This window comes from Streptomyces sp. JLBG701 (assembly GCF_058544905.1).
Map to the genome: position 1 here is coordinate 7,401,044 of NZ_CM178588.1, position 21,276 is coordinate 7,422,319.

General features: G+C 68.9%; 20 protein-coding genes and 2 pseudogenes. 12 read left to right on the forward strand and 10 right to left on the reverse strand.

Features of this window, described 5'->3' with window-relative positions; translation table 11 throughout:
• Nucleotides 1-25: 25 nt before the first annotated feature.
• On the reverse strand, nt 26-1,411 hold the full coding sequence (locus AC5DRG_RS34360; protein ID WP_491803434.1) for a class II fumarate hydratase: 1,386 nt from the start codon (nt 1,409-1,411) through the stop codon (nt 26-28).
• A 152-nt stretch (nt 1,412-1,563) separates the two neighbouring features.
• On the opposite strand from AC5DRG_RS34360, the gene AC5DRG_RS34365 reads away from it, so the two are divergent.
• Nucleotides 1,564-2,085 (forward strand): SigE family RNA polymerase sigma factor, encoded by a 522-nt coding sequence (locus AC5DRG_RS34365; protein WP_491803435.1) that lies wholly within the window; start codon nt 1,564-1,566, stop codon nt 2,083-2,085.
• Between the two features lie 62 nt (nt 2,086-2,147).
• Nucleotides 2,148-2,588, forward strand: a complete 441-nt coding sequence (locus AC5DRG_RS34370; protein WP_491803436.1) for a hypothetical protein — start codon at nt 2,148-2,150, stop codon at nt 2,586-2,588.
• A gap of 319 nt (nt 2,589-2,907) precedes the next feature.
• Here AC5DRG_RS34370 and AC5DRG_RS34375 read toward each other — a convergent pair whose 3' ends face one another.
• Entirely contained in the window at nt 2,908-4,575 is a 1,668-nt protein-coding gene (locus AC5DRG_RS34375) for a fumarate hydratase (protein WP_491803437.1), read from the reverse strand.
• Between the two features lie 192 nt (nt 4,576-4,767).
• On the opposite strand from AC5DRG_RS34375, the gene AC5DRG_RS34380 reads away from it, so the two are divergent.
• Both AC5DRG_RS34380 and AC5DRG_RS34385 read left to right on the forward strand, forming a co-directional pair.
• Entirely contained in the window at nt 4,768-5,466 is a 699-nt protein-coding gene (locus AC5DRG_RS34380) for a DUF1707 SHOCT-like domain-containing protein (RefSeq protein WP_491803438.1), read from the forward strand.
• A gap of 152 nt (nt 5,467-5,618) precedes the next feature.
• Entirely contained in the window at nt 5,619-5,993 is a 375-nt protein-coding gene (locus tag AC5DRG_RS34385) for a WhiB family transcriptional regulator (protein WP_491803439.1), read from the forward strand.
• Nucleotides 5,994-6,157: 164 nt separating this feature from the next.
• On the opposite strand, the gene glpX is transcribed toward AC5DRG_RS34385, so the two are convergent.
• On the reverse strand, nt 6,158-7,189 hold the full coding sequence (gene glpX, locus AC5DRG_RS34390; RefSeq protein WP_491803441.1) for a class II fructose-bisphosphatase: 1,032 nt from the start codon (nt 7,187-7,189) through the stop codon (nt 6,158-6,160).
• Nucleotides 7,190-7,316: 127 nt separating this feature from the next.
• Between glpX and AC5DRG_RS34395 the strand changes: the two genes are divergently transcribed.
• On the forward strand, nt 7,317-7,841 hold the full coding sequence (locus AC5DRG_RS34395) for a DUF4245 domain-containing protein (RefSeq protein ID WP_491803442.1): 525 nt from the start codon (nt 7,317-7,319) through the stop codon (nt 7,839-7,841).
• A gap of 70 nt (nt 7,842-7,911) precedes the next feature.
• Here the strand turns inward: AC5DRG_RS34395 and AC5DRG_RS34400 are convergent, their stop codons facing one another.
• From AC5DRG_RS34400 to AC5DRG_RS34415, 4 genes and pseudogenes are all read right to left on the reverse strand, one after another.
• Entirely contained in the window at nt 7,912-8,502 is a 591-nt protein-coding gene (locus AC5DRG_RS34400; protein ID WP_491803444.1) for a malonic semialdehyde reductase, read from the reverse strand.
• 154 nt (nt 8,503-8,656) lie between these two features.
• Nucleotides 8,657-8,893 (reverse strand): exodeoxyribonuclease VII small subunit, encoded by a 237-nt coding sequence (locus tag AC5DRG_RS34405; protein ID WP_491803445.1) that lies wholly within the window; start codon nt 8,891-8,893, stop codon nt 8,657-8,659.
• Nucleotides 8,894-8,902: 9 nt separating this feature from the next.
• Nucleotides 8,903-10,120, reverse strand: a complete 1,218-nt coding sequence (gene xseA, locus AC5DRG_RS34410; protein ID WP_491803446.1) for an exodeoxyribonuclease VII large subunit — start codon at nt 10,118-10,120, stop codon at nt 8,903-8,905.
• A gap of 160 nt (nt 10,121-10,280) precedes the next feature.
• Nucleotides 10,281-10,836, reverse strand: a pseudogene (locus tag AC5DRG_RS34415) (hypothetical protein); the annotation flags it as partial.
• Between the two features lie 96 nt (nt 10,837-10,932).
• Between AC5DRG_RS34415 and AC5DRG_RS34420 the strand changes: the two are divergent.
• Together AC5DRG_RS34420 and ppgK are read left to right on the forward strand one after the other, a co-directional pair.
• Nucleotides 10,933-11,949, forward strand: coding sequence for a 4-hydroxy-3-methylbut-2-enyl diphosphate reductase (locus tag AC5DRG_RS34420; protein ID WP_491803447.1), 1,017 nt, complete (start codon nt 10,933-10,935; stop codon nt 11,947-11,949).
• Between the two features lie 29 nt (nt 11,950-11,978).
• Complete coding sequence (gene ppgK, locus AC5DRG_RS34425; RefSeq protein ID WP_491803448.1) at nt 11,979-12,725, forward strand: polyphosphate--glucose phosphotransferase; 747 nt, start codon at nt 11,979-11,981, stop codon at nt 12,723-12,725.
• A 19-nt stretch (nt 12,726-12,744) separates the two neighbouring features.
• Here ppgK and AC5DRG_RS34430 read toward each other — a convergent pair whose 3' ends face one another.
• Complete coding sequence (locus tag AC5DRG_RS34430; RefSeq protein ID WP_491803449.1) at nt 12,745-13,272, reverse strand: DUF6542 domain-containing protein; 528 nt, start codon at nt 13,270-13,272, stop codon at nt 12,745-12,747.
• A 165-nt stretch (nt 13,273-13,437) separates the two neighbouring features.
• On the opposite strand from AC5DRG_RS34430, the gene ychF reads away from it, so the two are divergent.
• The 3 genes from ychF to AC5DRG_RS34445 all read left to right on the forward strand — a co-directional run bounded on the left by ychF (nt 13,438) and on the right by AC5DRG_RS34445 (nt 17,553).
• Nucleotides 13,438-14,526 carry a redox-regulated ATPase YchF gene (gene ychF, locus AC5DRG_RS34435; RefSeq protein WP_491803450.1) on the forward strand — a complete coding sequence of 363 codons (1,089 nt, stop codon included), beginning with the start codon at nt 13,438-13,440 and terminating at the stop codon, nt 14,524-14,526.
• Nucleotides 14,527-14,624: 98 nt separating this feature from the next.
• Complete coding sequence (locus AC5DRG_RS34440; RefSeq protein ID WP_491803451.1) at nt 14,625-15,092, forward strand: ArsR family transcriptional regulator; 468 nt, start codon at nt 14,625-14,627, stop codon at nt 15,090-15,092.
• Nucleotides 15,093-15,372: 280 nt separating this feature from the next.
• On the forward strand, nt 15,373-17,553 hold the full coding sequence (locus AC5DRG_RS34445) for a DEAD/DEAH box helicase (protein ID WP_491803452.1): 2,181 nt from the start codon (nt 15,373-15,375) through the stop codon (nt 17,551-17,553).
• Nucleotides 17,554-17,648: 95 nt separating this feature from the next.
• Here the strand turns inward: AC5DRG_RS34445 and AC5DRG_RS34450 are convergent, their stop codons facing one another.
• Nucleotides 17,649-17,858, reverse strand: a complete 210-nt coding sequence (locus tag AC5DRG_RS34450) for a hypothetical protein (RefSeq protein WP_491803453.1) — start codon at nt 17,856-17,858, stop codon at nt 17,649-17,651.
• Between AC5DRG_RS34450 and AC5DRG_RS34455 the strand changes: the two are divergent.
• Nucleotides 17,798-18,115: pseudogene (locus AC5DRG_RS34455) on the forward strand (helix-turn-helix domain-containing protein); the annotation flags it as partial. The gene AC5DRG_RS34450 and the pseudogene AC5DRG_RS34455 sit on opposite strands and share 61 nt — an antisense overlap.
• Nucleotides 18,116-18,153: 38 nt before the next feature.
• On the opposite strand, the gene AC5DRG_RS34460 reads toward AC5DRG_RS34455, so the two are convergent.
• The gene (locus tag AC5DRG_RS34460; RefSeq protein ID WP_491803454.1) at nt 18,154-19,260 is read right to left on the reverse strand and encodes a threonine synthase; all 1,107 of its coding nucleotides are present in this window, start codon (nt 19,258-19,260) and stop codon (nt 18,154-18,156) included.
• A 225-nt stretch (nt 19,261-19,485) separates the two neighbouring features.
• Here AC5DRG_RS34460 and AC5DRG_RS34465 point away from each other — a divergent pair, with 225 nt between their 5' ends.
• A complete protein-coding gene (locus AC5DRG_RS34465) occupies nt 19,486-21,066 on the forward strand; it encodes a S8 family peptidase (RefSeq protein WP_491803455.1) in 1,581 nt (526 codons plus the stop codon).
• The last annotated feature ends 210 nt before the right edge of the window (nt 21,067-21,276 follow it).

A 21,276-nucleotide genomic window follows, 5' to 3' on the forward strand; every position in this document is an offset into this window, starting at 1 on the left:
CGGTTCACGCCCCGGTCGTGATCGTTTACGGATGCGTCATACGCAGGACATCCAGAGCCTCGTCGAGCTGCTGGAGGGTGAGGGCGCCACGCTCCACATACCCGCCGTCCAGGACGACTTGGCGGATGGTCCTGCGCTCGGCGAGGGCCTTCTTGGCGACCTTGGCGGCCTCCTCGTACCCGATGTACTTGTTGAGCGGAGTGACGACGGAGGGCGAGGACTCGGCGTACTCGCGGGCCCGCTCCCGATGCGCGACGATCCCGTCGACGGTCCGGTCGGCGAGCAGCCGGGAGACGTTGGCGAGCAGCCGGATGGATTCGAGGACATTCCTGGCGATGACGGGCAGCATCACATTGAGCTCGAAGTTGCCGGCCGCGCCGGCGGTGGCGACGGTGGCGTCATTGCCGATGACCTGGGCGGAGACCATGAGCACGGCCTCGGGAATGACGGGATTGACCTTGCCGGGCATGATCGAGGACCCGGGCTGAAGGTCGGGGAGGGAGATCTCGGCGAGCCCGGTGCGAGGCCCGGAAGCCATCCACCGCAGATCATTGGCGATCTTGGTCAGCCCTACGGCAATGGTCCGCAGCTGCCCACTGGTCTCGACGATGCCGTCCCGGGCCCCCTGCGCCTCGAAGTGGTCGCGGGCCTCCGTGAGGGGGAGGCCGGTGGCGTGGGCGACCTCGGCGATGACGGCGGCGGAGAAGCCGGGGGGCGTGTTGATGCCGGTGCCGACGGCCGTGCCGCCCAGGGGCAGTTCGGCGAGCCGGGGCAGGGAGGATTGGAGCCGCTCGACGCCGTACCGCACCTGGGCGGCATAGCCGCCGAACTCCTGCCCCAGCGTCACGGGCGTGGCGTCCATCAGATGTGTCCGCCCGGACTTGACGACGTCGGCGAACTCCACGGCCTTGCGGTCGAGGGAGTCGGCGAGATGGCCGAGCGCGGGGATGAGATCGCGGGTGACGGCGGCGGTGGCGGCGATGTGGATCGAGGAGGGGAAGACGTCGTTGGAGGACTGGGAGGCGTTGACGTGATCGTTGGGATGCACGTCCCTGCCGAGCCGCTCGGTGGCCAGCGTGGCGATGACCTCGTTGGTGTTCATGTTGGACGAGGTACCGGAACCGGTCTGGAACACGTCGACCGGAAAGTGCTCGTCCCACTTCCCCTCGGCCACCTCCCCGGCCGCCTCCTCGATCGCGTCGGCGATGTCCTTGTCGAGCACCCCGAGCCCGGCGTTGACCTTCGCCGCGGCTCCCTTGATCCGGGCGAGGGCCTCGATGTGGGCCCGTTCGATGCGCTGTCCGGAGATGGGGAAGTTCTCCACGGCCCGCTGCGTCTGGGCCCGCCACTTGGCCTCCGTGGGGACGCGTACCTCGCCCATGGAGTCGTGCTCGATCCGGTATTCGCTCATGTCCTGTCCAGCGATCGGGACGGCCGGAATGTTCCGGGATCCGGGCGGGGTCAGCCACACGGGTGACGCTCTGTGACCCAGGTCTCATCGCGGCCGTGCAGCAGAAGCGGGCGTGTCCACGTCGAGGAGGGGTGACAGGAAGGGAGGAGCGTGTGGAGAGGGACTTCCAGGAATTCGTGGCCGCTCGATCGACCGCGCTGTTCCGGGGCGCGCTGGTCCTCACGGGAAACCGAGAGGCGGCGGAGGACCTGGTCCAGGAGACCCTGGAGAAGGCATGCCGCAAGTGGCGCGTCATCGCAGCGAAGGACGCTCCGGACGCCTACGTCCGGCGGATCATGGTGAACCTGGCCAATGACCGCCGGCGGAGATTCCGCCGACTGACCACGACTCACCACCCCGAAGGCGGCGACACCGTCGCCCCGGGGGACGAGTTCGGGCAGGTCGACAGCAGGGACCAGTTGGTGCGCGCGTTGCAGCAACTGCCCATGCGGATGCGGACAGTGGTGGTGCTGCGATACTTCGACGATCTCTCGGACAGCGAGATAGCGGCCGACCTCGGCATCACGCCGAGCACGGTCCGCTCCCAGCTGGCCCGGGGGATCGAGAAGCTCAGAAGTCAGTTCCCCGCACTCTCCGGCCCTTCACCGCGGCGGCACACGGAAGGAATCCGATGACCTCGTACGGCGATGCACGGCCTTCCAGCCGCACACCTTTCGAAGAGGAACTGACGCACGCCATGAACCGATTCGCGAACTCCGCCAAGACCCCCGACTTCGATGCGCCGCAGATCCTGCGCCGCACCCGTCGCCGTCGGACCATCGGCGTCGCCGCCGTCGCCGCCGCCCTCATCGCGGTGGGCGGCGGGACGGCCCTGGCCACCTCGGTCGCGAGCAACAACAGCTCGACCCCGGCGGCGACCAGCACGGCCACCAAGAGCGACGACGCCACCACCCTGCTCTACGTCTTCAGTGACGGTACGACCACGCGGCTCCCCCTCGCGGGCCTCAGCCTGGACATGGCCAAGCCGGTTCTCGAAAAGACGCAGACGAAACTCGGCACCGTCACCAAGAAGGCCCTCAAGGGCTGCAAGCCGAACTCGGTGCTCGAAGTGACCCCGCACGCCCCGAAGACCATCAAGCCGGGCGACACGGTCGACTTCACCATCTGCGCCGGCTGACCGGGCCCTGACCTGACAACGACGCCCGCCCCTGCGTCAATCAGGGGCGGGCGTCCGTCACAGGATCACACGCATCACACCAGACCCGACCCCCGCACCGGAATGCTCGTGAACGTCGGCTGCGGCGCCCGATTCTGGAAGAAGTCGTTCGACTTGTTCGGCTTACGGCACCACTCAGCCCGTCCGGCGTTTGAGGACGAGGCCCTTCGGGCCGATGGGGTCCGGGGCGGAGCCCCAGCGGGGTCGAAGGGGCGGAGCCCCTGGAGATGGGACGGGTAGGGGCGGCGGGGGCGAGAAGTGTCCCCGCCGCACCCGAGGACTACGCGAGCCCGGGGCCCCGCACAGGGATGGAGGTGAACGTCGGCGCGGGCGCGGGATCTTGGAAGAAGTCGTTCCCCTTGTCATCGACCACGATGAACGCCGGGAAGTCCTCGACCTCGATCTTCCACACGGCCTCCATGCCGAGCTCCTCGTACTCGACGACCTCGACCTTCTTGATGCAGTCCTGGGCGAGCCGCGCGGCCGGGCCGCCGATGGAGCCGAGGTAGAAGCCGCCGTGGGCGTCGCACGCGTTGGTGACCTGCGCGGACCGATTCCCCTTGGCCAGCATCACCTTGGAGCCGCCCGCCGCCTGGAACTGCTCGACGTAGGAGTCCATGCGCCCGGCGGTCGTAGGCCCGAAGGACCCCGACGCGTACCCCTCGGGCGTCTTCGCGGGACCGGCGTAGTACACCGGGTGGTCCTTCAGGTACTGCGGCATCTCCTCACCCGCGTCCAGCCGCTCCTTGATCTTGGCGTGAGCGATGTCACGGGCGACGACCAGCGGCCCGGACAGGGACAACCGCGTCTTGACCGAGTACTTGGTCAGCTCGGCGAGGATGTCGTCCATCGGCTGGTTCAGATCGATCTCGACCACGTCCGACGCCTCGTCGAGGTGCTCGTCCGTCGTCTCCGGCAGGAACCGCGCCGGGTCGGTCTCCAACTGCTCAAGGAAGACACCCTCGGCCGTGATCTTCGCGAGGGCCTGCCGGTCGGCCGAGCAGGAGACGGCGATCGCGACCGGGCAGGACGCACCATGCCGCGGCAACCGCACCACCCGTACGTCATGGCAGAAGTACTTGCCGCCGAACTGCGCACCGATACCGATCCTCTGCGTCAGCTCGAAGACCTTCTGCTCAAGATCCTTGTCCCGGAACCCGTGCCCGAGCTCCGAGCCCTCCGCCGGAACCTCGTCCAGGTAGTGCGCGGAGGCGTACTTCGCCGTCTTCAGCGCGTACTCCGCGCTCGTGCCACCGACGACGATCGCCAGGTGGTACGGCGGACAGGCGGCCGTACCCAGCGAACGGATCTTCTCCTCCAGGAACTTCATCATGGAGGCCTCGTTCAGAACGGCCTTCGTCTCCTGGTAGAGGAAGCTCTTGTTCGCGGACCCGCCGCCCTTGGCCATGAACAGGAACTTGTACGCGCCCCCGTCCGTCGCGTACAGCTCGATCTGGGCCGGGAGGTTGGACCCGGTGTTCTTCTCCTCCCACATGGTGAGCGGAGCCATCTGGGAGTAGCGCAGGTTCAGGTTCAGATAGGCGTCGTAGATGCCGCGCGACAGGGCGGCCTCGTCGCCACCCTCGGTCAGCACGTTCTGCCCGCGCTTGCCCATCACGATCGCCGTACCGGTGTCCTGGCACATGGGGAGGACGCCCGCCGCCGCGATGTTCGCGTTCTTCAGCAGGTCGAGGGCGACGAACTTGTCGTTGTTCGAAGCCTCGGGGTCGTCGATGATCCGCCGCAGCTGGGCGAGGTGCGCGGGCCGCAGATAGTGCTGGATGTCGTGGATGGCCTCGGCGGCCAGCTTGCGCAGCGCCTCCGGCTCGACCTTGAGGAAGGTGCGCCCGTCGGCCTCGAAGGTGGAGACACCCTCGGAGGTCACCAGCCGATAGGGGGTGGTGTCCTCTCCCATGGGGAGCAGATCGGTGTACACGAACTCAGGCATGAGCGCCCATTCCTCACTTGAAAGACAGCGCGGCCCAGCCTCCATCGGCGGGCTCCACCAGCGTAGAACCTGCCGATGACAACGGTCTTGTTAGGTAGGACTCAGTTCGACGCCCGACCCGATGTCCGACCGATGCCCGGACGATCTCCGACAGGGGTGTCGCGATCTATCGTGTTTGGGTACGCTTCTGCCGTGGACCTTCAGAAGCACGCCCAGCCAAGGGGCGAGGCGCCGCGCGTCTCCGAACTCCGCGCCTCGGACGCCGACCGCGACCGCGTCGCCGACATCCTGCGCGACGCCCTCGCGGAGGGACGGCTCACCGCCGAGGAGCACGCCGAGCGCGTCGAGGGCGTGCTGGCCACCAAGACGGTCGGCGAACTGGACGTCTTCATACACGACCTCCCCGCCGCGCACCGCCACCCGGCCACGCCCTCCTACACCCACGCGCCGGGCCGCCCCACGGACGCGATACCGCACGACGCCGACGACAACGTGGTGGCGGTCTTCAGCAGCGCCGTGCGCAAGGGACGCTGGCGCGCGGGACGCAGGCTGCACGCGTACGCGGTCTTCGGCAGCGTCGAGATCGACCTCAGCGAGGCGATCTTCGAGTACCAGCACGTCGTGATCAAGGCGATATCGGTCTTCGGCAACGTCGAGGTCCGTGTCCCGGAGAACGTGTCGCTGCGCGGCACCGGCGGCGGCGTCCTCGGCAACTTCGAGGTGACCACCGTGGACGCGGAAGACCCCGAGGCGCCCGTCGTGTACGTCGACGGGTGGGCCGTACTGGGCAATATCGAGGCGAAGCCCAAGCGGGGCAAGCTCGTTGTGGACATCCTCGATCGTGTCCAGCACAAGGTCGACAAGGCTTTGCGCAAGCACTTGGATCGTTGACGGTTGTGAATTCGGGCGTGGGCGAAGGGGGCTGGCGGCGCGCACAAGCCCACTGAATCCAGCGGTTGCGAACACAGTGCATAGGCGCGCGCACAGCGGGTAGGCCTTGCTGCATCGTCTCTCGCTCGCGAAGCCGTCGTCAGGAGTAGACCGTGCTGCAACCGCCGCATTCGTCCCTGCAGGTAGCTGCCGTTCCGGCCCAGCGGGTGCCAGTGCGAGACAGGGATCAAGACGCGCCTTGGCACACCGAGGCGGTGTGCCGGCGCGACGAGGCCGGCCTGTTCTTCGCACCCTCCAAGGAACCCACCGCCGCCCGGCTCTCCCGCGAGGAGGCGGCCAAGCGCGTCTGTGCGCGCTGCCCGGTCATGGTCGAGTGCCGGGAACACGCACTGCTGCAACCAGAGCCCTACGGCGTCTGGGGCGGCCTCACCGCCGCAGAACGCCGAGTAGTCCTGGCCAGGCGCCGCCGCCGCGACCTGGAACTCAAGAAGGCGGCCCGAGCAACGGGGGGCCGCATAGCGGGCTAGTACGGCAAGAAGGGCGCCCTCTCCGCACCAGAGGGCGCCCTGCTTGTTGACGCCGGTCAAGCTGATTGGCCTTAAGGGGCGCGGGGAACTGCGCGACCAGCCACGACGCACCCGCACTCGCCGACGGTCCGCAGCACCCCACCGCTTAGGCGGATCCAGCGGATCTACTTGGCCCGATCGAAGTCAATCGCGCTGTAAGCCCGCAGCTTGCTGAGCCGATGCTCAGAGTCGATCCGCCGCACCGTCCCCGACTTCGACCGCATCACGATCGAGTCGGTCGTAGCCGTCTGCGCGCGATACCGCACACCACGCAACAACTCCCCGTCGGTGATCCCGGTGGCCACGAAGAAGACGTTCTCGCCGGAGACGAGGTCATCTGTGGTCAGCACCCGGTCAAGATCATGCCCCGCGTCGATCGCCCTCTGCCGCTCCTCGTCGTCCTTGGGCCACAACTTGCCCTGAATCGTGCCGCCCAGACACTTGACGGCACAGGCCGAGATGATGCCCTCGGGCGTACCGCCGACGCCGAGCAGCAGATCGACGCCGGTGCCCTCGCGCAGCGCCAGGATCGAGCCGGCGACATCGCCGTCGGAGATCAGCTTGATGCGCGCACCGGTCTCCCGGATCTCCTTGATGATCCCGTCGTGTCGCGGCCGGTCCAGGACGACGACGGTGACGTCCTCGGGCGTGACCCTCTTGGCCTTGGCGATCCGGCGGATGTTCACCGAGATCGGGGCCTCGATGTCGACGAACTCGGCGGCCTCGGGCCCGGTGACCAGCTTGTCCATGTAGAAGACCGCGGACGGGTCGAACATCGAACCGCGGTCGGCGGCGGCCAGCACCGCGATCGCGTTCGGCATGCCCTTGGCGTTGAGCGTGGTCCCGTCGATCGGATCGACGGCGATGTCGCACTCGGGCCCAGTGCCATCCCCGACGCGCTCTCCGTTGAAGAGCATCGGGGCCTCGTCCTTCTCGCCCTCACCGATGACGACGACGCCGTTCATCGAGACGGTGGATACGAGGGTCCGCATGGCCCGGACCGCGGCCCCGTCGGCGCCGTTCTTGTCGCCGCGACCTACCCAGCGGCCCGCGGCCATCGCCGCGGCTTCGGTCACCCGGACGAGTTCTAGGGCGAGGTTGCGGTCGGGGGCTTCGGAGGGGACTTCGAGTTCGGACGGCAAGTGATGCTCGGTCATCGGAGCGCACCTTTCTGATACGACGACGGCCGGATGAGGGTGTTGCCGTCGACTCTATCGTTAGGCTGACAAAATGAGCAGGGGGCCCCACGGATGAGCGGACCAGGGCACCTGCGACGATAGGGACGTGGCAGGTTCGAACGGCAAGCAGAAAACGGTCCGGGACATGATCCTTTCCCTGGGCCTGATCGGGCTCATGGCGGGAGTCATCTACGTCTTCATCCCGCACGACGACTCCGCTCCCGATCTCAAACGGGTCGACTACCGCGTCGAGCTGCTCACGGCGCGCCGCGCGGCGTCGTACCCGGTGGCCGCGCCCGAGGGCCTGCCGCAGAGCTGGAAGGCGACCTCGGTCCGCTACCAGGGCGATGCCTTCGAGGCGTGGCACCTGGGCTTCCATGACCCCGACGGTGAATACGTCGCGATCGAGCAGTCCACTCAGAAGCGGTCCACGTTCGTCGACGAGGCGAGTCAGGGCGCGAAGGAGACGAAGGCCACCGAGAAGATCGGTGACCGGACGTGGACGCGCTACGACGGCGACCAGTACGACGCCCTCGTGCTCCAGGGCACCGACGGCTCGACGACGGTGGTGACCGGCACGGCGTCGTTCGCGCAGCTGACGAAGATGGCGGCGGCGCTGAAGCTGGCGTGACAGCAAGCACGACGTACGACCGAGGCCCCCGGCGGTGCCGGGGGCCTCGGTCATGTCCTGCGTGTCCGAGTCAGACGGTGGTGACGACGTCGTCGTACGCCAGGCGCGGGGAGCGCGGGAACCAGGCGTCGTCGCCCGGCTTGCCGATGTTGACGACCATCAGCGGGGAGTGGTCGTCGTCCAGGAACTCCTTCTGGACGCCGGCGAAGTCGAGACCGGTCATCGGACCGGCGGCGAGGCCGGCGGCGCGGACGCCGATGATGAAGTAGGCGGCCTGGAGGGCGGCGTTCAGCGCGGCGTTGGTCTCACGGACCGCGCGGTCGCCGAAGACGGCGTCCTTGGCCTGCGGGAAGTGCGGGAACAGGGCGGGCAGCTCCTCGTGGAACTCGTTGTCCGCGGAGAGGATGGCGACCAGCGGGGCGCCGGCCGTCTTCGGCTGGTTGCCCTCGGCCATGTGCTTCACCAGGCGCTCGCGGGCCTCGGCGGAGCGGACCAGGGTGACGCGCAGGGGCGACTGGTTCATGGAGGTCGGGCCGAACTTGACCAGGTCGTAGATCGCCTGCACCTGCTCGTCCGTCACCGGCTCGTCGGTGAACGTGTTCGCGGTGCGGGCCTCGCGGAACAGCAGGTCCTGGGCGGCGGCGTCGAGAACGAGAGACATGCGTGAACTTCCTCGGGGGGTGGTCTGAACCGGTGAACCGGTGAACCGGACCGCGGTCCGGATCGACTGACGGCACGACGGTACGCCAGGGAAGCTTCAAGGTTCAACAAAAAACGGAATGAGGTGATCTGCTTCACAGCAGACCACCGATCTCCTACTCGCCGTCCGCGTCTTCCGCGGCCTCTTCTTCCTCCGCGAGCGCCGCGTCCAGCCGCGCCCGCGCCCCGTCCAGCCACCGCCGGCACACCTTGGCCAGCTCCTCGCCCCGCTCCCAGAGCGCGAGCGACTCCTCCAGCGTCGTACCGCCCGCCTCCAGCCGCCGCACGACCTCGATGAGCTCGTCCCGCGCCTGCTCGTACCCGAGCGCCTCTTCCGTCACCTTGCTGGTCATTCGCTCACCCTATGCATCGACTGCATCGACTCGAACTGTGAACTCGCCCTCGGCGACCCGTGCGCGCAGCGTCTCGTCAGCGGTTACCTCTTCCGGGTCCCGGACGACATGCCCGTCGGACTTCTGCAGCACCGCGTACCCCCGTTTCAAGGTCGCGGCGGGGGAGAGGGCCACCACGCGCGCGCGCGTGTGGGTCAGCTCGGAGTCGGCGCGGTCCAGGAGGTGTCCGAGGGTGCGCCGGCTCCGGTCGAGGAGAGTAGCGACGTGATCCGCCCGCTCGTCGATCATCCGGTGCGGATCCTCTATCGAGGGCCGCGCGAGCGCATGGGCGAGTCCGCGCTCCTCCCGCTCGATGAGCGCCTCCACGCACCGCCGCGCCCGGTTCCGCAGCAACTGCACCCGCTCGTACTCCTCGCCCACGTCCGGTACGACCTTCTTCGCCGCGTCCGTGGGCGTGGAGGCGCGCAGGTCGGCCACATAGTCAAGGAGCGGAGTGTCCGGCTCGTGCCCGATGGCCGACACGACGGGCGTACGACAGGCCGCCACCGCCCGTACGAGCTGCTCGTCGGAGAACGGCAGCAGGTCCTCCACGCTGCCGCCGCCCCGCGCCACGATGATCACGTCCACGTCGTCGAGCGCGTCCAACTCCTTCACCGCCTGCACGACCTGCGGCACCGCGTGCACCCCCTGCACGGGCACGTTGCGCACCTCGAAACGGACGGCCGGCCAGCGGTGCCGTGCGTTCTCCAGCACGTCCCGCTCGGCGGCCGAAGCCCGCCCGCACACCAGCCCGACCAACTGCGGCAGGAAGGGCAGCGGCTTCTTCCGTTCGGCCGCGAACAGCCCCTCCGCGGCCAGCGACTTCTTCAACTGCTCAAGCCGCGCGAGCAGTTCACCCACCCCCACGGGCCTGATCTCCGCGGCCCGCAACGACAGCTGCCCACGCGGCGCATACCACTCCGGTTTCGCGTGTACGACGACCCGGGCGCCCTCCGTGACGACGTCGGCGACCGCGTCGAACACCTGCCGATAGCAGGTGACGCCTACGGAGATGTCGTACGACGGGTCGCGCAGCGTCAGGAACACGACGCCGGCACCCGGGCGTCGTGACAGCTGGGTGATCTGACCCTCGACCCATACCGCGCCGAGTCGGTCGATCCAACCCCCGATGAGCCGCGAGACCTCTCCGACGGGGAGGGGTGCTTCCGCGGACGTGTTCGCAGCCATGCGCCGAGCGTAACGGCCGGGTCCGACATCGCCTCGCCTCTGGGGGCTGCCGCCCCCAGACCCCCGCTTCGGCCTGAACGGCCTCGTCCTCAAACGCCGGACGGGCCATTGGTGCCAGCCTGCGTCATCAAAACCGCCAGTCCGATCCCGAACCACACCACCCCCGCTTCCGTACCGCGAACCAGCCCACCACGCTCGCGTGCAGCAACGTGAAGGCGGTGAGGGCGCCGACGTCGACCACCGAGACCAGGTGGTCCATGCCGTCGTCCCGGCGGGCTGCCCATACCGCGGCGATGAGCGTGATGATCGCCGCCCAGAGGAGGGCTACCCGCGGCACACCGGAGTCCGTCTTCGACAGCGCGCGTGGCAACCGTCGGTCGCGGGCCATCGCGAAGAGCAGGCGCCGGCGATTCCGGAGAACAGGTAGGCGACCGCGGGGATCAGCAGGTAGTCAAGGATCGCCATCCAGCCCGCGATGAAACCGGACTCCTTGCCGAGCGCCACGCGCGCGTAGGCGAACACCGAGCCCCGACGTAGACGAGCGCGACCGCTCCGTGCGACTTGGCGTCCAGGGTGCCGAACACGCCGACGGGAGCCATGGAGGCGACGAAAAGCAGACCGTAGACGACCAGATCCCGGAATCCGAGGCTGCGCCGCAGGTCATGGCCCTCGTGCTCCTCCTCGGCCGTGCGTGCCGCCGTGCCGGTGTCGGACATCAGTGCCTCCGCGAGTCGCGTCCTGCCCCACCCCTTCCAGCTCAGGGCCAGTCCCCCCAAGGACGCGATCTTTGACCCGCCGAGCGCGGCCTTACGATGGGAGGCATGACTGCTTCGCCTGGCCGCCGTGTCCTGCTCGCCGCCCCCCGGGGCTACTGCGCGGGTGTGGACCGCGCCGTGATCGCCGTCGAGAAAGCCCTGGAGCAGTACGGGGCCCCGATCTATGTCCGGCACGAGATCGTGCACAACAAGTACGTCGTGCAGACCCTGGAGAACAAGGGCGCCATCTTCGTCGAACGGACGGAGGAGGTCCCCGAGGGCAACATCGTCATGTTCTCCGCCCACGGTGTCGCACCCGTGGTCCACGAGGAGGCCGCGCGCGGCAAGCTCGCCACCATCGACGCGACCTGCCCGCTGGTCACCAAGGTCCACAAGGAAGCCGTCCGCTTCGCGAACGAGGACTACGACATCCTCCTGATCGGCCACGAGGGCCACGAGGAGGTCATCGGCACCTCCGGCGAGGCCCCCGACCACATCACCCTCGTCGACGGCCCGGCCGATGTCGCCAAGGTCGAGGTCCGCGATGAGTCCAAGGTCGTCTGGCTCTCCCAGACCACGCTGAGCGTGGACGAGACCATGGAGACCGTCGATGCCCTGAAGGAGAAGTTCCCGCAGCTCATCTCGCCCCCCAGCGACGACATCTGCTATGCCACGCAGAACCGTCAGCTCGCGGTGAAGAAGCTCGCCGAGGACGCTCAGCTGGTGATCGTGGTGGGCTCGAAGAACTCCTCGAACTCGATCCGGATGGTCGAGGTCGCGCTGGACGCGGGCGTCCCCGCCGCACACCTGGTGGACTTCGCCTCCGAGATCGACGAGGCGTGGTTGGAGGGCGTCACCACGGTCGGTCTGACCTCCGGCGCCTCGGTCCCGGACGTGCTGGTGGACGAGGTGCTGGAGTGGCTGGGCGAGCGTGGCTACGGGGACGTGGAGACGGTGAAGACGGCCGAGGAGTCCATCACCTTCTCGCTGCCCAAGGAACTCCGCCGCGACCTGCGGGAACAGGCGGCGGCCCTGGTCGCGGAGCGCACCGGCTCCGGGTCCTCGGCTGAGTGACTGTCAGCCCAACGTCGTAACGTAAGGCCATGCAGATCTTCGGCGTGGACATCGGCGGATCCGGTATCAAGGGCGCCCCTGTGGACCTGGACAGGGGCGACCTCGCGGAGGAGCGCTTCAAAGTGCTCACTCCGCACCCGGCCACGCCCGACGGGGTGGCGGACGGTGTGAAGCAGGTCATCGACCACTACGGGTGGACGGGACCGGTCGGGCTCACCTTCCCGGGCGTGGTCAATGGCGGAGCCACGATCCGTACGGCGGCCAACGTCGACAAGAGCTGGATCGACATGGACGCGCGCGCGTTGTTCAGCGAGCGGCTCGACGGGCTCCCGGTGACGGTGGTCAACGACGCGGACGCGGCGGGCGTCGCCGAGATGGCGTTCGGCGCCGGCCGTGACCGGCGGGGCACCGTCGTCGTCCTCACCTTCGGCACCGGCATCGGCAGCGCGCTCTTCGTCGAGGGCGTTCTTGTCCCCAACACCGAGCTGGGCCACCTGGAGCTGAGCGGCCACGACGCGGAGAAGCGCGCCTCCAGCAAGGCCAAGGAGGACGGCGAGCTGACGTGGGAGCACTGGGCCCACCGCGTCCAGAAGTACCTCGCCCACGTCGAGATGCTCCTCTCGCCCGAGCTGTTCATCATCGGCGGGGGCGTCAGCCGCAAGTCCGAGAAGTTCCTGCACTTCATCGAGGACATCAAGGCGGAGATCGTCCCGGCGCAGCTGCAGAACAACGCGGGGATCGTGGGGGCGGCGATGCGAGCGGCGAAGGACGGGTAGAGGGCACGTACGAGGGGGGCTACGCCCGGCGTCGCCGGTTCATCAGGCGAACCCTCCGTACGGTCACGATCAACCCCGTGATGAGCGTCCCCCCGTACAGCCACCCCGCCTGCGTGGCGAGTGCCGTGAGGAGGCCCATCAGGCGTCCGCCGGTGCCGCCGCTGTCGTCGGCCACGGGCAGGAGCCCTGCGGCGAAGGCGATCGGCACGATGACCGGCGCGGTCAGCAGGTCGGCCCGGCGCACCCACACCGCGGTCAGTACGCACACCGGCAGGAACAGCACGCCGTACACCGTGAGCGACGCCCCGAACAACAGCTGGTCCAGGCAGCCCAGCGCGAACATCAGCGCCCCGCAGAACAGACCGCCGCCCAGCCCGGTGAGCCGAGGGTTCGGCATCCGGCGTACGGCCTGGACCACGGGCGGGGCGGGTCGTCGTACCACTGCCGGACGGCGCTGAGGCGGAGCGGCCCGCCCCGCCTGCGGGGGCAGCCGCGGTGCGCCGCCTCGCGTTCCGTTCTGCCGGGGTCGCGTCCTGTGTTGCTCCACTGGACCAACTTAGGTCGGTTTATGTGCCCAATGGCCCCTCAGACACGCCGTAGGACGGAGCTTGGCCATGCGTTCGATACGCGGCCGGGAGGGGCACACGGCAGCCCGTAGACTGAGGGATCGTCTGAACCCTCCTCACCCTCCTCTCGTACGGGAAGTCGTAACGTGTCGCTCACGATCGGAATCGTCGGTCTGCCCAATGTCGGCAAGTCGACCATGTTCAACGCCCTCACCAAGAACGACGTGCTCGCGGCCAACTACCCGTTCGCCACGATCGAGCCCAACGTCGGTGTCGTGGGCGTCCCCGACGCGCGCCTCACCAAGCTGGCCGAGATCTTCGGTTCGCAGAAGATCCTTCCGGCGACCGTCGACTTCGTCGACATCGCGGGCATCGTGCGCGGCGCCAGCGAGGGTGAGGGCCTGGGCAACAAGTTCCTCGCGAACATCCGCGAGTCCGACGCGATCTGCCAGGTCATCCGCGCCTTCCAGGACGAGAACGTCGTGCACGTCGACGGCAAGGTCTCACCCAAGGACGACATCGAGACGATCAACACCGAGCTGATCCTCGCGGACCTCCAGACGATCGAGAAGGTCCTGCCGCGCCTCCAGCGGGAGTCGCGCATCAAGAAGGACATCGGCCCGAAGGTCGCGGCGGTCGAGGCGGCCCAGGCGATCCTGGAGAAGGGCGAGACCCTCTTCAGCGCCGGTATCGTCCAGGGCTCCGGCAAGGAGGAGCTGCTGCACGACCTGCACCTGCTCACCGTCAAGCCGTTCCTGTACGTCTTCAACGTCGACGAGGACGAGCTGGTCGACGACGACTTCAAGGCCGCGCAGCGCACCCTGGTCGCCCCCGCCGAGGCGATCTTCCTCAACGCCAAGCTGGAGGCGGACCTCGCCGAGCTGGACGAGGAGGAGGCGATGGAGCTCCTGGAGTCGGTCGGCGTCGAGGAGCCCGGCATGGCGACCCTGGCCCGCGTCGGCTTCGACACCCTCGGCCTCCAGACCTACCTGACGGCCGGCCCCAAGGAATCCCGAGCCTGGACCATCAAGAAGGGCGCCACGGCCCCCGAGGCGGCCGGTGTGATCCACACCGACTTCCAGAAGGGCTTCATCAAGGCCGAGGTCATCTCCTTCGCCGACCTGGTGGAAACCGGCTCGGTCGCCGAGGCCCGCGCCAAGGGCAAGGCGCGTATGGAGGGCAAGGACTATGTCATGCAGGACGGGGATGTCGTGGAGTTCAGGTTCAATGTGTAGTTTCGTGCGTACTGTGCGTTAACTGATCGGTAAACGTGCAGGTCGGGAGGGGGCAGGCTCCGGTGAGTATCCCGATGCGGACTGTTACTGACGTAGGAGTGACGCCCACGGCTGTCCTGCGTGAGGTTGACCGGTTGGCCGGCGGTGGCATCCTGACTGATCGCCGAGTGGGGCGCAGCCGCCTCGTCAAGGCCCGTACGGATACTCCGCTGTACCGTCCGCTGAGCGATCTCATGTCCGTCTCCTTTGGCCCCGTGCCCCTGCTCACCGATGCCCTGGCGGGACTCGAAGGCGTGCGGCGGGCCTATATCTACGGCTCTTGGGCCGCTCGGTACAACGGCGAGCCCGGGCCGCCGCCTGCCGATGTGGATGTCCTCGTTGTGGGTGATCCCGACGCCGACGCGCTCTTCGACCTAGCCGAGGAGGCATCCCGACGGCTGCGTCGTGAGGTCAACGTCCATCGGGTCTCCGTCGAGGCTTGGGAGTCCCGCACGGACGATCCGTTTCTCACCAGCGTTCGCGAACGTCCCCTGGTACAGCTGAACCTTGACCTGGAGGCGCAATGACGCGCTGGAACCAAGGGCGGTCGACGGTCGACGCGCTCATCGGCGACGGCGGGCTTGAACGCGTACCTGCCTCTCAGCAGGCTGGATATCGCTCCTCCTGCCGATGACCCCGGCCCGGTGGAGGCACCTTGCGCCAGGTGATCGGATCACGCTGTACGAGTGTGCTGTGGCCGGCGGGACGGCAGTGATCCTGGAGGTGCAGCCTCCGGAGGTGCAGTCCTCGAAGGCGCTGGGCGGGTGGCCGGCCTGAGTGGAGGGCCGTGGGAGAGGGGTGGGGCGCGTGGGGCGGGTTGAGCGGGATGTGGTGGCGAGGGGGACTGGACTGTACGAGGCGGCTCAGGCCGTCGTCGGTGATCACCGTAGGGCTGTCGAAGCCGTTGCCGTCGCTCTCAAGCCGATTCATGACGCGGCGGTGGAACGGGAGCTCGGTGCCATTCCCGTTGCCCGACTGCAGGAGGTCACTGAGGGGCGGCTGCGGCTGGGGGCGATAGAGGCGACCGGGCTGCGTACCGTCGGGCAGGTGCTCGACGCGGGGCCCTACCGGCTGCGGCAGATTCCCGGCGTCGGGAAGCGCACCGTCGATCATGTCCTCGGCGCCGTCGGGCGGTTGGCCGAGGCCGTGCAGGAGACCGTCGCCGTTCATATCGACGTGGACCGGCCGGAACCGCGGACGACCGCGCTCGTCATGGCCCTGCATGTGCTCGTGGAGGCCGGTCCGGACGCCCGGCGTGCGGTCGATACCGCCGCCGGTCTGGCGCGACGGCTCGGTCCGCTGCTGGCCGATGCCAGGCCCGCCGCCGGGTGGGTGCGGATGCTGCTCGCCGGACAGGACAAGCGGGCACGTGCGCTGGCCGCGGTCGCGGAGATCCGGGCGCTGGTGAGTGAGGCGGAGCAGGCCGGCGTACCCGGGTTGCTCGCCCAGGCGTCGGTGGATTTGCTGCGCGGGCCCTCTACCGACATCGCGGCCTGGGTCGACTTCGAGCTGCGCTCCGCCGAGTACTACAGCCTGCTCGCGGAGATCTCCGGGCGGGCGCCCGACGCTGCCGCCGCCGAGGGCTTCCTGCCCGACGAGATCGCCGAGCGGGTCCGGGGGCAGGATCTCGACGACTCCCTGCGGCGGGTCTCCCTGCGTGGCTACCAGGCGTTCGGCGCACGGTTCGCCCTGGCCCAGCGCAAGGTGATACTCGGCGACGAGATGGGGCTCGGCAAGACCATCCAGGCGATCGCCGCTCTGACGCACCTGGCCGCCGAGGGCCAGAGCCACTTCATGGTCGTATGCCCGGCGAGCGTCCTGGTGAACTGGGTGCGCGAGATCGAGGCGCGGAGCACGCTGCGGGCCGCGCTTCTGCACGGTCCCGACCGGCGTGACGCGTTCGCCGACTGGAAGGGGCGCGGCGGGGTCGGTGTGACCACCTTCGACGCGTTGCGCGGTTTCCCCGCACCGGGCGGCGGAGAGGTCGGCATGCTCGTCGTCGACGAGGCGCACACCGTGAAGAACCCGAAGGCGCAGCGGTCCCAGGCGGTCGCCCAATGGGCGGAGCACTGCGATCGCAGCCTGTTCATGTCCGGCACGCCGATGGAGAACCGGGTCTCCGAGTTCCGCAACCTGGTCCGGATGCTCGATCCGCGGCTCGCGGAATCCCTCGAAGAGGGGGACGCGCCCGCCGGGTCGGTCGCCTTCCGCAAGGCCGTCGCCCCGGTCTATCTGCGGCGCAACCAGGTGGACGTACTGACGGAACTGCCCAGTCTCCAACAGACGGACGAGTGGGAGGAGTTGAGCGCCTCGGACGAGGAGTGCTACCGCGAGGCCGTGCGGGCCGGCAACTTCATGGCGATGCGCAGGGCCGCGTACATGAGACCCGAGAAGTCGGCGAAACTGGGCCGGCTGCGGGAGATCGTCCAGGAGGCCGGCGAGAACGGGCAGAAGACTGTGGTCTTCTCCAACTTCAAGGACGTGCTGGGTGTGGTGCGGGAAGCGGTCGGTGCCGAACTCGCCGACGGCATCCCGTTGTTCGGCCCGCTCACCGGCGGCGTTCAGCCCGCCCGGCGGCAGCAGGTCGTCGACGACTTCACGGACGCCCCGGGTCCTGCCGTACTGCTGGCGCAGATCCAGGCAGGGGGCGTCGGCCTCAACATGCAGGCCGCCTCCGTCGTCGTCATCTGCGAACCCCAGATCAAGCCGACCCTCGAACACCAGGCGGTCGCCCGGGCCCACCGCATGGGCCAGGTCAGGCCGGTCCGCGTGTACCGTCTCCTCGCCACCGGCGGGGTGGACGAGCGCATGGTGAGGATGCTGGAGAACAAGACCCGCCTGTTCGACGCCTACGCCCGCCGCAGCGCCGTCGCCGAAGCCACCCCGGACGCGGTCGATGTGTCGGACACCGAGATCGCCCGCCGCATCGTCGAGGAGGAACAGGCACGCCTGGGCATGGCGGACGAGAGGCTCACCGAGCCCGAGTGAGGCTCTGCATGACCGCCTTCGCGGCGTCAGCGACTGCGGAGCGAGGTCGTCCCCGGGCTTGAGGTGCCCGGGGACGACCTCGTGTGTCAGGGCCGTCAGCTGACGCGGCCCTGCTGCACCAAGTAGGCGCCGCTGCACTTCCCGTTGTCGCTCCAGATCTTGACGGCGTCGACATCGTTCGCCCAGGTGGTGCCGTTGGGATGGGCGTAGTCGCCGAGGTTGACGGCTGTGTTCCGCGGGATGCAGATGGATCCGGGCGCACCTGGCTGATCCCGATCTGTCGGCGGCACGGATAGCCGCCGCACACGACATCTCCGTACGTCACCTCTACGTTGTGCTGTCCCGGTCGGGCATCAGCCTCGGAGACTGGATCCGTACACACCGCCTGGCCGAATGCAGGCGAGAGCTGGCCGGCCCTGACGGCCGACTGCGGACCACCGCGGCGATAGGACGGAGATGGGGCTTCGTGGACGCGACCCACTTCAGCAAGGTGTTCAAACAGGCATACGGAATCTCGCCTCGGGCCTGGCGCGACCAGAACCACCCCCGCCCCTCCGCGTGATGGTCTCCGCGCGGCCGCGTTTCGCGTGAACTGAACCGTCACCCTCCCGCCAGCCCCGTCTTCACCCCCGCCCCGCACAACGGCACCACCCCCGACCGCCTCCCCAGCACCCCCTCCCGCACCGCCGCCCAGCACGCCACCCCCGTCGACTCCACGTACAGCCCCATCGACGCCAGATCCCGCTGCGCGTGCCGGAGTTGATCCTCCGTCACCGTCAGGACGGACCCGCCCGACTCCCGTACCGCCCGCAGGATCTGGCGGGCCCGGGGCGGGTGGGGGACGGCGATGCCCTCGGCGAGGGTGGGGGCCCAGGGAGTCGTGGCGCTCAGGTCGGTCGCGCCTTCCGCCCAGGCGTGCGCCAGTGGGGCGACCGCCGCCGACTGGACCGCGTAGAGGGCGGGGCGCCGGTCCAGGAGGCCCGCGCCGTGCAGTTCGGCGACCGCCAGGGCCGCGCCCAGCAGCAGCGTTCCGTTGCCGACGGGGAGGACGAGGACGTCGGGGAGGCGGCCGCCGAGGTCCTCCCACAGTTCGTGGACGTAGGTCTTGGTGCCGTGCAGGAAGTACGGGTTGTAGACGTGCGAGGCGTAGAAGGTGCCCGGCTCGTCCGCCGCCTCGCGGGCCGCCGTCGCGGTCGCCTCCCGGTCCCCGTCGATCACCCGCACCCGCGCCCCGTGCGCCCCGATCTGCTCCAGCTTCTTGGCCGACGTGCCCTCGGGGACGTATACCGTGCAGGGCAGACGCGCGCGTGCGCAGTACGCGGCGATCGCCGTGCCCGCGTTCCCGCTGCTGTCGGCCAGGACGCGGCGCGGTTCCAGCCGTAGCGCCAGCTCGGCGAGCAGCACCGCGCCCCGGTCCTTGAAGGACAGCGTCGGCATCAGGAAGTCCAGCTTGGCCAAGACGGTGTCCGTCAGCGGGACCAGCGGGGTGCGGCCTTCGCCGAGCGACACCGTCGGCGCGGCGAGCGGGAGTGTCTCGGCGTACCGCCACAGTGAATTGACGCGTCCGGCAAGGGACTTGAGGGTCGCCGGGGTGGGGGAGAAGTCCAGGTCCAGCGGGCCGCGGCAGACCGGGCAGCACCAGGCGGGCGCGGCGGTGGGGACGCGGGTGCCGTCCATCGGGCAGAAGCGATCCGGCAGTGAGCTCATGGTGGGCAGGTTAGATGGGGTGTTTGGTGGTGTTGTGTCATGACCGGTGCATGGCGCGTTTGTTACGTCCACGCGGGGGCCCTTGTGGATTCCCTGTGGAAGCCCCAATCTTTCGGCTGACGCACAGAATAGGCACAGGAAATTGGCATGATCATGTCTGCCGGTGTCTCTACGCGCGTGCACCACCCCCCACCAGCGCACCACCGATTGAGGAGGATCCCTCAGATGGCAGTGATGCGACACACCCGGCGAAGACTGGCCGCGCTCAGCGCCGCGGCCACCGCGGCACTCGCCGCGAGCCTCGTCTCCGCCCTCCCCGCCGGAGCGGCAACGACCGCTCCCGAAGGCCGCGTTCAGTACGCGGGCGCCGCGAACGCGGTCGCGGACAGCTACATCGTGACCCTCAAGACGGGCGCGGCCCGCGCGGGCTCCGCCGCGGGTCGCGCCCTGGCCAAGGAGTACGGCGCCACCATCGAGCGCACGTACAAGAAGGCCCTGAACGGCTACGCGATCGAGGCCACCGCGACCGAGGCGAAACGTCTCGCCGCCGACCCGGCCGTCGCCTCCGTCGTCCAGAACCGCACCTTCCATATCGCCGCGACCCAGACCAACCCGCCCTCCTGGGGCCTGGACCGCATCGACCAGAAGGCCCTCCCGCTCAACAGCACGTACACCTACCCGGATTCGGCCGGGTCCGGCGTGACGGCGTACATCATCGACACCGGTGTCCGCATCACCCACAGCACCTTCGGCGGCCGCGCCTCCTACGGCTACGACGCCGTCGACAACGACAACACCGCCCAGGACGGCAACGGCCACGGCACCCACGTCGCCGGCACGGTGGCCGGCGCCACCTACGGTGTAGCCAAGGCGGCGAAGATCGTCGGCGTGCGCGTCCTCGACAACGCCGGCTCCGGAACGACCGCAGGGGTCGTCGCCGGAATCGACTGGGTCGCCGACAACGCCGTCAAGCCGGCCGTCGCCAACATGTCGCTCGGCGGCGGCGCGGACTCGACCCTCGACGCGGCCGTGCGCGGCGCCATCGCCGCAGGCGTCACCTTCGCCGTCGCGGCCGGCAACGACAGCGCCAACGCGTCGAGTTACTCGCCGGCCCGGGTGACCGAGGCGATCACCGTCGGCTCGACCACGAGCACCGACGCCCGCTCCAGCTTCTCCAACTACGGCTCGGTGCTGGACATCTTCGCCCCGGGCTCGTCCATCACTTCCTCCTGGAACACCAGCGACTCGGCCACGAACACCATCTCCGGTACGTCGATGGCGACCCCGCACGTCACCGGCGCAGCGGCCGTCTACCTGGGCGCCAACCCCACCGCCACGCCCGCCCAGGTGGCGACGGGCCTGGTGAACGCGTCCAGCACGGGCGTCGTGACCAGCCCGGGCACCGGCTCGCCCAACCGGCTCCTCAACGTGACCGGCGGCACCACCACCCCGCCGCCCACCGGCTCACGCTTCGAGAACACCGGGGACTACGCGATCAGCGACAACGCCACGGTCGAGTCCCCGATCACGGTCTCCGGCGTCACGGGCAACGCGCCCGCCGCGCTGGCCGTCGAGGTCCACATCGTCCACACGTACATCGGCGACCTCCAGGTCCAGCTGATCGCCCCCGACGGCAGTGCCTACACCCTCAAGGCGTACAGCACCGGCGGGAGTTCGGACAACATCGACACCACGTACTCCGTGAACGCCTCCTCCGAGGTCGCCAACGGCACATGGAAACTACGGGTCAGCGACAACGCGGCGATAGACACCGGGCGCATCGATGCCTGGGCGCTGCAGTTCTGACGCAGAGTCACTTCTGATCTGAAACACGTCCTCGCGGCAGGGCCTGGGGTAGGTGACCGGGTCCGCCGCGAGGACGTGGCATGTCTCCTCGCGGGCGGCGAGGAGACCGGAGGGGCGCCCGAATCATCACGTTCGCAACCGGCGTTCCGTCCCCACCCGTACCGCGCTTACCATGCGCGTACACCCCCCGTCGTACGCCAGTTCTGCATC

Coding starts and splice junctions, on each gene's coding strand:
- AC5DRG_RS34360 (WP_491803434.1), bottom strand. CDS start 1,411: ATGAGCGAATACCGGATCGAGCACGACTCCATGGGCGAGGTACGCGTC.
- AC5DRG_RS34370 (WP_491803436.1), top strand. CDS start 2,148: ATGAACCGATTCGCGAACTCCGCCAAGACCCCCGACTTCGATGCGCCG.
- AC5DRG_RS34375 (WP_491803437.1), bottom strand. CDS start 4,575: ATGCCTGAGTTCGTGTACACCGATCTGCTCCCCATGGGAGAGGACACC.
- glpX (WP_491803441.1), bottom strand. CDS start 7,189: ATGACCGAGCATCACTTGCCGTCCGAACTCGAAGTCCCCTCCGAAGCC.
- AC5DRG_RS34400 (WP_491803444.1), bottom strand. CDS start 8,502: ATGTCTCTCGTTCTCGACGCCGCCGCCCAGGACCTGCTGTTCCGCGAG.
- AC5DRG_RS34405 (WP_491803445.1), bottom strand. CDS start 8,893: ATGACCAGCAAGGTGACGGAAGAGGCGCTCGGGTACGAGCAGGCGCGG.
- xseA (WP_491803446.1), bottom strand. CDS start 10,120: ATGGCTGCGAACACGTCCGCGGAAGCACCCCTCCCCGTCGGAGAGGTC.
- AC5DRG_RS34420 (WP_491803447.1), top strand. CDS start 10,933: ATGGGAGGCATGACTGCTTCGCCTGGCCGCCGTGTCCTGCTCGCCGCC.
- ppgK (WP_491803448.1), top strand. CDS start 11,979: ATGCAGATCTTCGGCGTGGACATCGGCGGATCCGGTATCAAGGGCGCC.
- AC5DRG_RS34460 (WP_491803454.1), bottom strand. CDS start 19,260: ATGAGCTCACTGCCGGATCGCTTCTGCCCGATGGACGGCACCCGCGTC.
- AC5DRG_RS34465 (WP_491803455.1), top strand. CDS start 19,486: ATGGCAGTGATGCGACACACCCGGCGAAGACTGGCCGCGCTCAGCGCC.